Annotated in this window: 12 protein-coding genes and 1 pseudogene; 1 reads left to right on the forward strand and 12 read right to left on the reverse strand. The window is 60.6% G+C overall.

Annotation, left to right across the window (positions count from 1 at the left end):
- A complete protein-coding gene (locus tag AAF563_03415) occupies positions 1-2277 on the forward strand; it encodes a cytochrome c3 family protein (GenBank protein MEM7120299.1) in 2277 nt (758 codons plus the stop codon).
- Between the two features lie 81 nt (positions 2278-2358).
- Here AAF563_03415 and AAF563_03420 read toward each other — a convergent pair whose 3' ends face one another.
- From AAF563_03420 to AAF563_03475, 12 genes and pseudogenes are all read right to left on the reverse strand, one after another.
- Positions 2359-3336 carry an HAD family hydrolase gene (locus AAF563_03420; GenBank protein ID MEM7120300.1) on the reverse strand — a complete coding sequence of 326 codons (978 nt, stop codon included), beginning with the start codon at positions 3334-3336 and terminating at the stop codon, positions 2359-2361.
- A 443-nt stretch (positions 3337-3779) separates the two neighbouring features.
- On the reverse strand, positions 3780-4085 hold the full coding sequence (locus AAF563_03425; GenBank protein ID MEM7120301.1) for an antibiotic biosynthesis monooxygenase: 306 nt from the start codon (positions 4083-4085) through the stop codon (positions 3780-3782).
- 122 nt (positions 4086-4207) lie between these two features.
- Positions 4208-4630 (reverse strand): annotated as a pseudogene (locus AAF563_03430) (keto-deoxy-phosphogluconate aldolase).
- A gap of 37 nt (positions 4631-4667) precedes the next feature.
- Positions 4668-8180 carry an NACHT domain-containing protein gene (locus AAF563_03435; GenBank protein ID MEM7120302.1) on the reverse strand — a complete coding sequence of 1171 codons (3513 nt, stop codon included), beginning with the start codon at positions 8178-8180 and terminating at the stop codon, positions 4668-4670.
- 114 nt (positions 8181-8294) lie between these two features.
- On the reverse strand, positions 8295-9113 hold the full coding sequence (locus tag AAF563_03440; GenBank protein MEM7120303.1) for a caspase family protein: 819 nt from the start codon (positions 9111-9113) through the stop codon (positions 8295-8297).
- A 75-nt stretch (positions 9114-9188) separates the two neighbouring features.
- On the reverse strand, positions 9189-9503 hold the full coding sequence (locus AAF563_03445; protein ID MEM7120304.1) for an HdeA/HdeB family chaperone: 315 nt from the start codon (positions 9501-9503) through the stop codon (positions 9189-9191).
- A 198-nt stretch (positions 9504-9701) separates the two neighbouring features.
- On the reverse strand, positions 9702-10013 hold the full coding sequence (locus tag AAF563_03450; GenBank protein ID MEM7120305.1) for an HdeA/HdeB family chaperone: 312 nt from the start codon (positions 10011-10013) through the stop codon (positions 9702-9704).
- Between the two features lie 85 nt (positions 10014-10098).
- Complete coding sequence (locus AAF563_03455) at positions 10099-10413, reverse strand: HdeA/HdeB family chaperone (GenBank protein ID MEM7120306.1); 315 nt, start codon at positions 10411-10413, stop codon at positions 10099-10101.
- 233 nt (positions 10414-10646) lie between these two features.
- Positions 10647-10883: a hypothetical protein gene (locus AAF563_03460; protein MEM7120307.1), complete on the reverse strand. Its 237-nt coding sequence runs from the start codon at positions 10881-10883 to the stop codon at positions 10647-10649.
- Positions 10884-11014: 131 nt separating this feature from the next.
- Complete coding sequence (locus AAF563_03465; GenBank protein MEM7120308.1) at positions 11015-11707, reverse strand: class I SAM-dependent methyltransferase; 693 nt, start codon at positions 11705-11707, stop codon at positions 11015-11017.
- A 16-nt stretch (positions 11708-11723) separates the two neighbouring features.
- Positions 11724-12248 carry a hypothetical protein gene (locus AAF563_03470; protein MEM7120309.1) on the reverse strand — a complete coding sequence of 175 codons (525 nt, stop codon included), beginning with the start codon at positions 12246-12248 and terminating at the stop codon, positions 11724-11726.
- The gene (locus tag AAF563_03475) at positions 12235-13851 is read right to left on the reverse strand and encodes a hypothetical protein (GenBank protein MEM7120310.1); all 1617 of its coding nucleotides are present in this window, start codon (positions 13849-13851) and stop codon (positions 12235-12237) included. Before AAF563_03475 ends, AAF563_03470 begins: the two co-directional genes overlap by 14 nt.
- Between the last annotated feature and the right edge of the window lie 574 nt (positions 13852-14425).

Genomic DNA, 14425 nt, shown 5'->3' on the forward strand with positions numbered 1-14425 from the left:
ATGACAACCTCCACACGCCGTGTGCAGCTTACCCGCCTTTGGATCCTGCTGGTGGGCCTCCTGGTGCTGTGGCCGGGTGCTGCGGTCGCTGACGTACATGCTGACACCGTCAACTACGTTGGGTCCCAGACCTGCGGTGCATGTCATGCCGCCGCTTTCGAGGCCTGGTCGGAGTCGCACCATAGCTGGGCCATGAGAGAGGTCGACGAGACAAACGTCCTGGGCCGGTTCGATGGGGAGGTGCTCCGGTTCGATGACGTTAGCACCCGGTTCTTTCGCGAGGATGGTGGCCACTACGTCGAAACCGATGGGCCGGACGGCGGGTTACAGACCTATCAGATCCTCTATACGGTGGGCGTTACGCCGTTGCAGCAATACCTCATTGAGACCGAGGGTGGCCGCCTGCAAGCGCTCGACATCGCGTGGGACACGATCGATCAGCGTTGGTATCACCTCTATCCCGACGACATTGCGACCGCCGATGACGGTCTGCATTGGACCGGTCCCTACAAGAATTGGCAGGCCCGGTGTGCAGTGTGTCATCAGACGGATTTTCAGAAGAATTACGACGCGCAGACCCAGATCTATCAGAGTACATGGTCTGACCTCACCGTCGGTTGCGAAGCCTGCCACGGACCCGGCGCCGCCCACGTCGCCTGGGCCGAGGCAAGTGGTGGCGCTGACGATGCGGAACCCGACGCTATCGGCCTTGCCGTGATCTTCGCCGAGTTGCCCGACCGTGCGGATACAGAGATCGAGGTCTGTGCCTCCTGCCATTCGCGCCGCTCGCCCCTCGATGCCGATAGCCCACCGGCCGGCTCGCTGTTCTCAGACCACCACGTTCTCAGTCTGCTGCGCGATGGCCTTTACCATGCCGACGGTCAAATCGACGCCGAGGTTTATGTCTTCGGCTCGTTTCTACAGTCGAAGATGTTTGCATCCGGCGTGACCTGTACGAACTGCCATGACCCCCATAGCAATGGTCTGGTCGCCGACGGCAACGCGGTGTGCACGCAGTGCCACAATCCGGAGGGGCGGGACGACTTCCCCAGCCTGGTCCTGGGCAACTACAACAGCACCGACCACCATCATCACCCGATCGGCAGCGAAGGCGCCGAATGCGTCGCCTGCCACATGCCCGAAAAGGCTTACATGATCGTCGACCCAAGGCGGGATCATTCGTTTCGTGTGCCGCGGCCAGACTTAGGTGCGGTCATCGGCGCGCCGGATGCCTGCACGTCGTGCCATGTCGGCCAGACCCAGACCTGGGCGGCGGCGCAAATAGAAGCGTGGTATCCGGACGGGCGGTGGACGCAGCCGCACTATGGCGAGGTGCTGTTCGCTGGCCGCAACGACTTTGACGCTCAGTCAACGGAGCTCCTGCTGGCCCTGGCCGACGACACACAGGTCGCTGGCATCGTCAGGGCGTCCGCCATTGAGCTGCTCGGCGAACGGCTGGACCAGAACATCGCGCCACGTCTCTACCCGTTCTTGGAGGATGACGACCCGTTGGTTCGCCTGGCTTCCGTCAACGCACTACGGTTCGCGCCCGACGGCGTGCGCGGGGCTGTCATCGCGCCCATGATGCTGGACCCCATCCGGTCGGTCCGACTGGCAGCGGCACGGAACACCGTCGACATTCCAACCGATGGCCTGTCGCCGGAAGAAATCGATGTTGTCAACGTCGCGCGCGACGACCTGCGGACCGCACTAACGGCGACACTGGACTATCCGGAAACCCAGATGCAGATCGGCGGCATTGCCATGACACTACGGTCGATGGCCGCGGCCGATGCGGCCTTCAAGGAAGCCGTCAGCCTTGATCCCAACCTGATCGATGCTTGGATGATGCGGGCCCGCATCGCGCTCGCTTCGGATGATCTCGCGACAACCGATGCGATCCTGGCCGCCGCATTGCAGCACAACCCCGATTCAACCCTGCTGCTGCAGTCGCACGGCAACGTGCTGGCCGATCTGGGCCGGCTGGACGAAGCTCTGGTTCCGCTCAAGGCGGCGGCATCACGCTCGCCTCTCGACCCCACGGTCAGGGTCGACATCGCCGCGATCCACACCGCGAATGGCGACAATCAGGCCGCCTTCGCGGCGCTCGAACGCGCTCGCATCCTTGGTGCCACCGGGCCGGAGTACCTGGAACTCCTGGCATTGACCCAACTGCGCCTCGGTGAGCGTGACGCAGCCGCCGAAGCCGCCATGCGCTTATCCGAGGAGTATCCCGACTACCCGATCAATTCAGAACTTATTGAGTTGCGGGAGTAACGGCGTGACTGACGCGGGCCAACTGCGGCTCAGGCACACGACAAGACCGAAGAAACAATCAATCCGTCCCGACATGTGCGCTCATGGCCATGCCGGATAAACCGTCGCCCAATCGGCCGCCATATCGATGATGAGCCACCCGCGGTCCGGCCCCTCGTCAAGTCCGCGTTCCAGCCGGCCGATGTGACTGTCACGGTCGTAGGCCCACTCCCGCTCGTAGTCTGTATGATGGACAATCATCCCGAGACGGGCCCCATCGCCGCTGGTCGCCCACTCAAGCATCTCAAAATCGCCATCGGAGTTGCCGGCGACGAGTATGGGACGCCGGCCGATATCGCGCGCAATACCGATTGGCTTGGCGTCCTTGTCGTCAATAAAGTGAATACCAGGCTCCTTCATAATCGTCGGAACACCATCCACGACCTGATAGGACATGTTGCCCATGCTGCCGATCACCTGCTCCGGCGGAATGCCATAGACGCGCTCAGCGAACACACGCATGAAGTCGATGCCGCCGCCGGAAACGATGTAGGTTCGAAAGCCGCGGTCGCGCAGATAGCTTAGAAGCTCCAGCATCGGCTGGTAGACCATGGCATCATAACGCTGACCGGACTGGGGATGAGCCGATGTATCCAGCCAGTCCGCCACCGCGCTCTGGAAGGCTTCGGTAGAGAGTCCGCTGTGGGATGCGTCGACGACTTCGAGAAGACCTTCCTTGCCACCGGCCATGACGCCTTCGACATCCCCGGCCGCCGCGGCGCGCAGTACATCGCTTGTTAGAATGGAGGGGTCCTCCTTGGCAAGTTCGCCCAAGCGATCCATCGCGAAGACGAGCTGAAAATAGAGCGGCTGCTCCGACCACAGGGTGCCGTCGTTGTCGAACACCGCAACCCGCTGATCGGCGGGGACAAAGTCCACGTGCGAGGGATCGGAGACCGTCTCGACAAAACCAATGATTTGCTGCTTGGTCTCGCTGCTATTCCACGATGGCAAAGGATCTGCCATCGCCGAAGGCGCGAAACACAACAACGCGACCAGAACGCCGGCAAATCGATACATGGTCCAATTCCTTCGCGGTTTGTCGTACATGCGTTAGACCTTTTATGTCGGTCACAGGGCTAAACACGTGGAGCATGTTGCGTTGCACCGACCTGACGCACCTAACTGGTCCTGCTTGATTGTTAGTCCATGATCGGTCTGTGGTCCATCAGGACCACGTGATCGCGAGCCGCCCGGTGATTTCTAAGCGCTGAGCGGGGCCACTTTGAGCCACAAGAATCACATTTCGCCACGAGGCATCATGTCAGCTGTTGGAAGACATGCGGACATTTGGCCAGCTCGATAACCTGCATTATGGAAAGTGGTGGTGGTGCGGGCAGCCTGTTGCGAACCTGTCTCCGCGTTGGCTCCCCTGTTAACAGGGAAAGTACAGGGAAGTTTTGAAGTTCTTTTGAGAATCTGCGATCTGTGAATGTCGCTAATAGTGCGATTTAGCCGAAACTTCAGTATTTCTTCTCAAAATGTCGGGCAGTAGTTTCAAACCGCTTCAATACTTTCTGTGCTCTGTCGGGCACAAAAGATTTTTCTGGGTCACTGCCTGCCATGAGCTTAATACTGTCTATGTCATCAAAGCTATACTTTGTCATGAATTCGGTCTCGTCACTGGTTTCACGGCGAAAGACCTCAATTTCGAGCAATCCAGGAATTTTCTTCGCAAGAACACCAGGAATAATCTCTGTTGTTAAAAAGTGTTCATATTCATCTGCGTTTTCATGACTAGTCCAGCCTTGCCAAATTCGAACAATCATAGAGATACCCTTTGATGGTCTTCACTCAGAATGCAGAGACTAACCTAACCTTGCACAATTGAAGGACTCTCCGACGACCCCTCAGGAAAGTTTCCGCGGTATCAGGGAGCGCGACGAAGAGTTTATCGTTTCGATGCCATCAATAGACTACGTGATTGCCGCCACGCCTCAATCCCTGCCGCCTGATGCGCAAGAGCCCCGATGGAAGTCCAATCGCGGCGCCTTACCATATCCACTGGCGCAACCCATGAACCGCCAACACAGATGACATTGGGAAGCGCCAGATAGGTGTTCGCGTTCTCGAGCGCTATGTCACCGGTCGGGCAGAACTCGATCTGAGGCAGCGGCGCGGCCAGGCTCTTCACGAAGCGCACACCTCCTGCGGCTTCGGTGGGAAAGAACTTCTAAACGCGGTAACCGCGTGCCAGTAGACGCATCGACTCGCTCGCCGTGGCGGCTCCCGGAAGAAGAGGCAACTCCGACTTTTCCGCTGCGTCCAACAGTGTGTCAGTCGCTCCAGGCGAGACAGCGAAACGGGCGCCCGCATTGCGCGATCATGGCCCGCAGACTGTCCCCGGGAAGCTACTCGGCAACCAGGTCGACAACCCAGGTCACGATTTGTCCCAACATTTCGCGCAGCGATGTGGCGTCGGCGGATCGTCTGAGAGCCTGCACTACCTCCAGGCGAAAGTCCGGCCGATCGACCAGCAGGCGTATCACCATATCATCGATCCAGGTTGGAAAGTCCGACGCCTTAACCGTTGGCGCAGCCGCGTGAACGCGCTGTGTCAATTGGTCATCGCCGACCGACTGCAGAAATGCGTCAACCGGCGTTTCGGCATGAAAACGGATGTTGGCGAGCGCGCCGACCATCGGTTCGACGAGCTTGGCATCGGTCGTCCCGACCACGGGACGCAGCACCTCCAGTGCTCGCTCGTGGCGGTGATAACCCAGACTCAAGACTTCGGAGGCAGCAACGATTCTCTCGCAGAACGCCGCGTCACCGGACTCAAGCGCGGCGCTCATGAGAGCAGGCATGCGACCGGGTTCCGCCTGCTTACCGCTTGCGTCGGCCAGCACCTCCGTCCAGGCCATATGAGGCACCAGTCTGTATGTACCGCTATTTGTGCTGAACAGCGCCCGGCCACCCAAGATGGTTTGCCGCGACATCGCCATATAGCGGTCAAGCCAGGCGGCCCCCTCTGGGCCAGCCACGCGCAGAATATGAAAGCCGCTGTAAAGCACGGACTGGCGAAACCACGGCGCGCCATTCTCATGGATCTGCTCAAGCGCCGTCATGGCGCCGGAGAGGTCCCGATGACCCTGGACGATGAGCGCGCGTTCGGCCGCCAGCATCAAGATGACGTCAAACGGCATCGAACGGTCCGCCAGCACGTCGGCGATCGTGCCTGATGTCTGGCTTGCATCGTCTAGGCAGTCGATGACGGCCGCGCGCGCGTCCTTGTGTGTCGTCGCCAACTCTGTCGCGGCACCCATTTCCTTGATGTTAAGCGGCTGATAGTCGGGCTGTTGGGCAAGCAGCAGCCGAAGGCTCGGAACGATGAGCGACATGGTCCAACGTCGGCCAACCAACTTTGTGAGCGGGCGGTCGCGCGCGTCGCGTGCCCAGCCGCGCCAGAGATCACGCAGCCGCGCCATGGCCTGGCGATCGTCCAGATGTTGGCTCACCATGGCGAGCGATACACCGCCAACGACCTCCAGCATCCTCGGCCGCGGCAGGCCGGTCGGACCGAATATCCGTTCGCCCAGCTCCTCCAACAGCGACCAACCAGTGTCCGGTGACTCCAACCACAGACGATACAGATGCGGTACCACGGCAGCGCGTACCGCCGCTGACTTGCAATCGGCGGCTCTTTTGAGCAACTCGACATGGCCAAGCCGTTGCGCAAGCCAAATGCTCGATCGCTGGCCATTGAGCATTCGAAGCTGCCCTATCGCGGCATCGCCGGCCGGCGCTTTTGCATGGAAAAGCATGTCAGCGATCCGACAGGCGCGCTGATGGTTCGTGCCGCTAGCCAAGACCGCCGCCACGACGGCAGTTCCGGGCTGCACGGTCTCGGCCATGGCAACCTCTGGCAGGGCATCGTCGCGATCCTGCGACAGCAACGCGCCGACCAGTTCCTCGAAATCGCTCTGCACATCAAAACGGCTGCCAAGTCGGTCGATTTTGGTTGCCAGGAAGTCGCCGGAAGTCAGGAGGTCGCGCAGCTCCTCTGGTTGCCCTGATCTTGCCAGGTGGCTGGCGATGTGCCTGAGCGCGTAGGGATCGTCGACGTCGCGCCACTGGCGGCAGAAGTCCAGCAGCATCTTGTTTCCGATCTCAGTGTCGACCCAGAATCGGCCACTCGACCGTTGGTCGGTACTGAGCCATTCAGAGAGCGACGTATGGAAGATCGACAAGGTTCTGTCTCTGTCACGAAGGAACGGGCCAAGCGCCTCAAGAGCCGCGACCGGCGGTGCGCTGTTGGACAACGCGAAGATCCGGAACAGTTGTGATGCCGTCAGCGGCTCGAGTGCGGCAAGAAGAACCGATAAGACCCGTGCGACATGATCATAGCTCGCACCGTCCGGCCAAAGCCGCGAAAAGAAACTCTCGTAGAGGCCTTCGAGGCCTTGGGGCAGACCATCGCCCACCACAACAAGCTCGACACCGCGCGCCCGCGCATCAAGCACTTGCTGCGCATAGAGAAAGTTGCCGTCGCTGGCATCGCAAATCGTTCGAGACAGTGCGTCTATCTCGCCGCTTGCACTACCCGCAGCCAGGCGACGACGAACGTAAGCGGCGAGGTCTTCGAGGTTGCGGGTGTCTTGTGGGTCAAGCCTCAAGGCCCTCAAGCTGCCGAACAGCCGCATCAGCCGTGGATCCGGCCGACCTGTCATCACAAGACGCCAGCCGGGCGGAAAGCGATCGATCCGCTGGGCCAACAACTCGGCGATGGATACGATGCCCTGACCACTGAAACTCTCGTCAAGCGCATCAACAATGATCACGTTCGGCGTGGGTCCCGTATCAACCCGCGCGAGTACCGGAAGCAAACCGAAATCGAGCGCGCTTGACGGGTCGTCGCGGCACGCCTCTGGTGTCAAGAATGCAGCCGGGCCCTCGTCTTGCAGTGCCTCCGCGATGTCCGGCCGACTCTGTGCCACCATGCTTGCGATCGAGCGAATGAACTGGCCGGTATCCGTTGTTACCGGCGTCGCCGCCTGGCAGAAATGATAGGCGGCGGGGCCGCTGTCACGGCTCAGCCGGCCTGTGGTGTCGTCGCCAATCAAACGGGCAGCCAGGGCAGACTTTCCCGTCCCCGGTTCGCCCAGAATCAGGATGCCACGCTCGCCAGGGCGGTCGTCCCTCCATTCAGTGATCTCATCGATGAACCAAGCGCGCCCCTCGAAGTCGCGCGACTTTTCCATCACCAGGGGTGCGAAATCGAGCGGCGGGCCGAACGTCGACTGGGTCAACGCCGTTCGCTTCGTTGGGATCGTTTCCTTGCGCGTCTCGAGAGCAGGCAGGCCGAGTGCCGCCAGGACATCATTGGCATGAACGACGCCAGTTACGTCGTCCGACGTCAGGCCGGCGCTGGTGAGATCCTGTGCATCGAGAGCGGCCAGGTCGGCCTGCGGCATGAAGATCGCAATCGCCTGGCCGTTGTCGCGCTGCCGGGCGAACAACTGGCGCGAAAGCAACAGCTTCTCGGGGAGATGACCGACCGCCTCGACGGTCAGGTCGCGCGATACATCGCCCGTCAGCCAGGCAAGTGGCGCGGGATCACCGTGAGAACGCCGGGCCAAACAGTCCTGATCGGCCAGGGCATGGGCAATCAGAACGCCCAGCTTCCAACTGCCACCGGCATCGATCCGGTCGGACACGTCCATGCGCCAGGTTGGGTGATGGAAATGACGTTCAATGACGCCGGTCGGCTGGCGCACGAACCGGTGATACGAGGGGCTGATCGGCAAATCGACCTCAGACCCACCCAGACAGATCACCGAGTGCACCTCAGGATCTTCCTCGGTCAGATCGAGCACCTCGCTCGGCCCCGCCGTCGTGGCAACATAGATGCGGGTCGGTTCCATCCGCGCCCCAGATAGCCTTGCGTCAAGGTTACCAGCGGTCAGCCGGGCGCGCGAGGAACATGAAAAACGCGGTGGACCGGCTGGTCCACCGCGTTAGCGCAACAATTGACGGGACTAGAAGGGATAGTGCGGCTCCGGATCCGCCAAACCGCGAATATCCATCTTGGTGAAGGCGGTCTGCAGGTTGTTTTCCTTGAAAAGGACAGGAATAGGTTGGCCCGTGATCTCCTTGATGTCCTGCCAGGTAACACCGGCGGTGCGCATGGCGTAGGTCACGGAGTTCAGGAAACTCTTCGTGAAAGCCGAACCTTCGCCGACGACCGTCGACAGTTCACCGGGCGAGGCCGATGAAGCCACGAAGTAGCCCGTGGTGCTCTTGAAGAGATCCTTGTAGCTCCACTGCTCCTTTGAACCGTGGCCGTCGTCGCTCACTATCGTCGCACCGACAACCGAATTTCTTAGGTCGCGATTGCAAGCGTCGGACAATGCGATAACCAGGCGCGGGGCACCGTTGTCGAGTCGCGACAGCACATCGCTATAGGGGACGAGCTGGCCATTGACGTTCCATTCCGGCCATGGATCGCTCGACTTCAGGTCACGCTCGCCGTGGCCTGAATAGTAGAAGAACACGACGTCATCGGTGCCGGGTTTGATGTTGTTCAGCGCCTGATCGATGGACTTTGCCGTAAACGCGTTGCCGCTGATCGTCTGGAGCTTGAGGTCCATGTCGGTCTGCTTGGCGATGTCATCCAGCATCCGTGTGACGTTGCCGGCGTCGACACCGACGGAATAGCCGATGTGGGGGTCATTTGTGTCGGCCACGACAACGGCCCAAATGGTGTCTGCGCGGGCACTACCGTTCAACGCGATGAACAACATCGCGACCGCCAGGCCATAGATGAGTTTCGAGGTCAGATGCTTGTGTTTGATCATTGTCAGGGTCTCCTTGGTGTCGTTTTGGACCGGAATGCCGCGCCGAAGGGTCCGGCGCGGCTGTTCGGTTCGCGTTCAGGTTTTCTCGGGCGCGACAAACAGGTCAGAGAGGGGCTGGCGCGGGTCGTCTTGGCACGTTTCAACGATGACGCGGTGGTAGTCATCCAACCCATCGAACAGGACAACGAGGTTGGAGGACGCGTGGCTTAGATAGCCGTCCACCCAGAACAGGATGTTCTGTTGTGTTTCCGGGTGCGCGCTGAGGTACTGGTTGCAGCTGAAATCGCGCATGTCGACGCTCTCGGACGCCTGCCCTTCCGTAACGAGCGCGGCCGAAACGGCATGAGCAAAAACGAGAGCCGCAATGCAGGAAGTGAGTGTATTGAACATGCTGATCTCCACGAAGTAAGGGTTGGACCGGTTGTTTCGGAGGCTAGGCTTTCGGCCGTTCGTGGCCCCTTACTGGTGGTGATGCAGGGCCCAGGGAGATTTTTTGACCGGACCAGATACTTTCTCTGGCCGGGAAAAAAAGCCGCGGCAAACCAGGATGGTTTGCCGCGGCCAGGGCCTGAAAGGAGACGACATTGATCAGCTGTCGTAGGCCTCGTTCACGATGTCGACCACCGAGTCAGCCGGACGATCCCGGCAGATGTCATGGAGGTCGTTGATGTTGAACCCGATGGTCTCGAAGTCGATGACCAGGTTCGCGGTCTTGTGGCTCAAATAGCCATCGATCCAGAACACGATGTAGGACTGGTCATCAGTCGACAGACTGACATAGTCGCCGCAGGAGAATGCGGCCATATCGAGTGAGTCACTGGCCTGGGCGGAAATCGCGGCGCCGGACACGACGCTGGCAAGTCCGATCGCAGCAATTGTGTTGGTGAGTTTGTTGAACATGTTGAGCTCCTGGTTGGTCAGGTGTTGATACCTCGTGGGTCAGGGAGCACCGCGCCCCTGAAAGGCGCGGCGCGTTCCTGGCGTGCTACTCGGGCAGGCCCGACAGCAGCACATCGATAACCGGCGCACTCGGCTGGTCCGCACACGCTATTTCGACGTACGCGTGGTTCTTCGTCATCGCGGCTGATGAAATAACCAGATCCGAGGTCTTGTGGCTGAGGTAGCCGTCGATCCACAGAAGCACCAGATCCTGGTCTTCGATGGAGGCATTCAAGTAGTCCGAGCAGCTGTAGGCGCCCATATCGACGGTCTCCGCCGCTTGGCTGGAGGCCACAAAGCCGGTGGACAGGACGCCGGCGACACCGGCGATGGCGACGAAGGATGAGATCATTTTCGACATGAGATACTCCACTAAGGTGCGGTTGAAGGAGCCGCTTGCGCGGCGGATAGAGGGTTTCCTCTCCTGATTGGGTGATGCATGGGTTAGCGATGTTTTTTTGCTGCCGGACCGTGACGCCCAAAGAGATTGGTCGTTTTGAGCCAGCCGCGCCGAAGCTGCGGCGGACCGGACGATCCACCGCAGCTCCTGAAGCGAGGCAGGACGAGCAAGGGATGTAGCGGGCCCCAACGACATTACTTCTGGTCGGGTATGGTCACGAGATCCGGGGCGGCATCCTCGAGAATCTCCAGGATGCAGTCGGATCCTGATCCCGTGTCGTGGGAAAGAACGACCTGCACCGGATCCGTCAGGATGCTGCCGAGCGCTGCATCGAGGGCGCTGCCTGAGGCAGCATGGGCCGCCTGAGTCGAAGCGACAATCGAAAGGGCCAGGGCACCGGCTGTAACAAAGGTGGTCAGTTTGTTCGACATCGGACGCTCCACTGTGATCTCGGTTGTGATCCGCCGGGGCGGCGGAAAGAGGGGTTTCCCCCTTGATCGCAGTGATGCAGGGGCCGGAACGTTTCTTTGGGCCGGCCCCAAAAAGGATTCTTAGAACACTTCTAAATAGGCTTGAAAATGAAGGCGTGGTGCGGGATTGCACCAATTGTGGCGGGCGGAAAAATCCTCCAAATGGCGACCTGGCGCTCAACCCTGAGGCCCAATCCGGCGAGCAACGCCACCCATTGACAAGCCGTGCGGTAGTGATGCGGGCTGGACGCGGACTCCCGGTTCAGGCGGCGATCGGCCACGACCGTTCTGGCCGTTTCCCGCCCGCCGTCGGGTGTATCCTCCAGCAGGATGAGCCTGCCGCCGGGCCGCAGCACGCGCCGTGCCTCCCTCAGAACTGCCAGCTGATCAGCTGGCACCAAGTGGTGCAGCACAAACGCGATCAAAGCCGCGTCCATCGCGCCATCGGCCAGTGGCAGCGCCGAACCGTCTGCTACAACGTGACGGAATCGATCCCCGGCTGTCGCGGCCAGACGGCGACCGGTTCTGCGCGCGGGGTACCATGCGGTATCGATGGCCAGACAGGAAAGGCCGGGGCGACATGCCAACAGGGCCTCGCTGAGATGGCAGGTTCCCGCGCCGATGTCGACAAAGCTTCCGCGCGCCGGCAGGGCGTCCAGCAGTTTCGATTTGGTGACAATGTCCTGTGCTCGACGCCTCAGGATAACGTCGACCGGCCACAGCTCGACTGCGTACTGTTGCCAGTTGGGCGGTGCGTGGCCCATGGTCGCGGCAGCATCACACATCGCACCGTACGCAATCCTAGAGCAGGAAGAGCTCTGTCGCCGGATCCCGCAGCGCCCCGACCAATGGCGCATCCGCGGCGATACGGAATTGCATTTGACCATCGGTAGCTTCGGGCAGCGCGTGGCGGAGCGTGCCGGCAAAGAGCCAGGACGGCGTAGTCCCCTCAAGCCGGTCGAACGTGATGATGACCCAGACTTGATCAGGCGTCTTGCGCACCTCGCGAAGACGCAACGACCATCCGTCGCCGTAACGCCGGTCAAGCGCGGCGCGGTCCGCAGCGGCCGCGGCCATCGGCGCTGAGTAAACGGCAAGGTTCTGCATCAGCCTGCGCCAATCGGCGGCAAGGCCGGGGTTGTCGGCCAGCGCCGCGGCCGTGGCGCTGTCGGCGGACTGGGGATCCGTCGCATAGCGGTAAAGATCCCCAAAGCCGATTGAAGAAGAATGCGCACGCTTGGCGATATCGAGCGACTCCAACAATTCGCCCGCCGTCGCGACGGCCTCAGCCAGCCGCCAAGCGTATGGTTTGTCAGCTGGCGGCATGGCTTTCGCTCCCATAGATCGCAGTAAACTGGGCGGCGAAAACACCTTGGTCGCGGTCGAACTGATCACTCCATGTGTCGTGGTCGGTGTCGGCAAACGCCACGCTGATGTGGTGCGCAAGCTTGTTCAAGTTTGCCAGCACGGGGCCGGCTTCTTGAAACGCGTCCAGCGTCGATTCGTTCTGGGTATCGGCGGTGAATCCCCGGCGATTGACACGGCGATGGGCCTTGCGTGCCGTCGCCACGATATCGGCAACGTCCCCGCCAATGTCGTCCGGATTGGTCCGCAGAAGTTTCAGGAACTGACTGACTGGATCAGCCGTGGGAAAGGCAACGACCCCGTCAGGCAGGTCCTGCTGGGCGGGCATGGCACCGGAGAGGTCAATGTCGGGCCGGAGCGCCAGGATCAAATCGGCCACGCCGGCATGCTCTGCCTCGACCAAGACATGAAGCGCGGCCCAGACGACCAAGTCGATCTGGCCGGCAAGGTCCCGGACGGCAGCGATCCTGGCGGCGTAGTCGTCTTTCATTGTCCTGTCCCAATCACTGCGCCGGCGGATCGCCTCAGTGATGCGCAACTGGTGATCGCCGAACACCGCGTCGCGTAGGTAGGACAGCCGCAGGTCCGGCATTACGCGGACGACCCGGACCTGGTTCGAGAGCGCGTCCAGCTCTTTTTGGGTCAAGAATTTGACCGCATCCAGCGGCGGTTGCGTTAGCGCGTCAAGAGCACTGGTCTCCGCATCCACAACGGTCAAGATGTCTTCGACGTCGGCGGGATTAACTTCACCAGCCTCACGGTCCTCACCAATCGACACGGCGTGCTCCACGCCCGACCACTCGCGTGCTGCGGTCAGTGCCGCATCGACACGTACGAAACCGCGAAAGACGCTGCGATAGGTCTTGAAACCTTCACCGGCATCATCATCGCGAAGGGACCACGCAAGCCAAAAGCTCAAGATCGTCTCATCCTGGACGGCAGCCTCGTCGCGCTCCGACAGATGATCCATCATGGCCTTGACGCGGTTTTGCGCGTGGCCGCTCTCCAGGCGTGGCTGCAGGTACCCATTGAGCTCGCGCGACAGGGCGTTGGCGACGTCGGCCACCGCGCGCCAGCGCGGCGGCTGGTGCAACAATCCGGCAACATGGGTATCGAAGGCCTCATAACCCAATGCCGTCAGAAGAAATTCGGCAAGGGCGGTCAAAACAGGCATGCGCGAATAGGCGACGCGGAACACGTCGGTGTCGGTCGCGACCTCGGCCGCATCGTGATGCAGGGTCACCGGGCCGCCGGCAAAACAGCCGGTACGTTCGGCTTGGCGCAGCAAGCCATGAAGAACACCCGGCAAGGCAGGTTCCGGGTTCCACAGCAATGTCTCGTAACGTCCGCCGCGTTGGTCGCAGCGCGCCGCGATGATCAGAAGGAAACACAGTTCAAGCAGGGGTTTGCCGTAGGCACGGCTGACGATCATGCGGTTAAGGGCACGACATGTCTTGGGTCCGAACTTCGGGCCATCCCCGGCCGTCGCATCCTCGACCGTCTTGATCGCGGCAATCAAATCGGCGCCCGCAGCGCTTTCGAACAGCTTGAAGGATGAGACCATGACCATCACTCGATCTGACTCCAACTGTATCACATTGGTTCTGCCGGTAACCATGCAGGGTACAGAGCGGTTTTTTGTCAGCGGGCAGCGCTATCAACCGAATTGGTCGGTCGACCACCCTGCCCTATGCTGCCATAGTGCGTGTCGCGCGGATCTCTAGGCCAAGCGTTTCGCCGGAGCGCTTCAGAAACGGAAGTTGAAGAGAATGCCGTATCTTGTCTGTCACTGCTCGGCACGTGGACGTCTTGTCGGCGTCCCATAATCTGCATTATGGAAAGTGGTGGTGCGGGCAGTCTGGTGCGAACCTGTCTCTGCCGATACCTCCCTGTTAACAGGGAAAGTACAGGGACTTTCGCCGCTATCTGAGCGTTCAGGCCGTCTTCAAGAATTGAAACAAACAGAGTTTCAAGGCGTCTTTCAGGAACCCCTTAGCGCAACGAGAGGGAGTTTGGCGAACCAGCAAAGGACGCCGGCGAATTCACAGCAACCAAGTCAGCAGCTTCATATCGAGGGCAAGACTTGATCGAGGGCGAGACCTGCTTGCCAATTCTACCTCTTTCGGCTCGATTTCTGA

This window comes from Pseudomonadota bacterium (genome assembly GCA_039028155.1).
Lineage (GTDB): Bacteria > Pseudomonadota > Alphaproteobacteria > SP197 > SP197 > JANQGO01.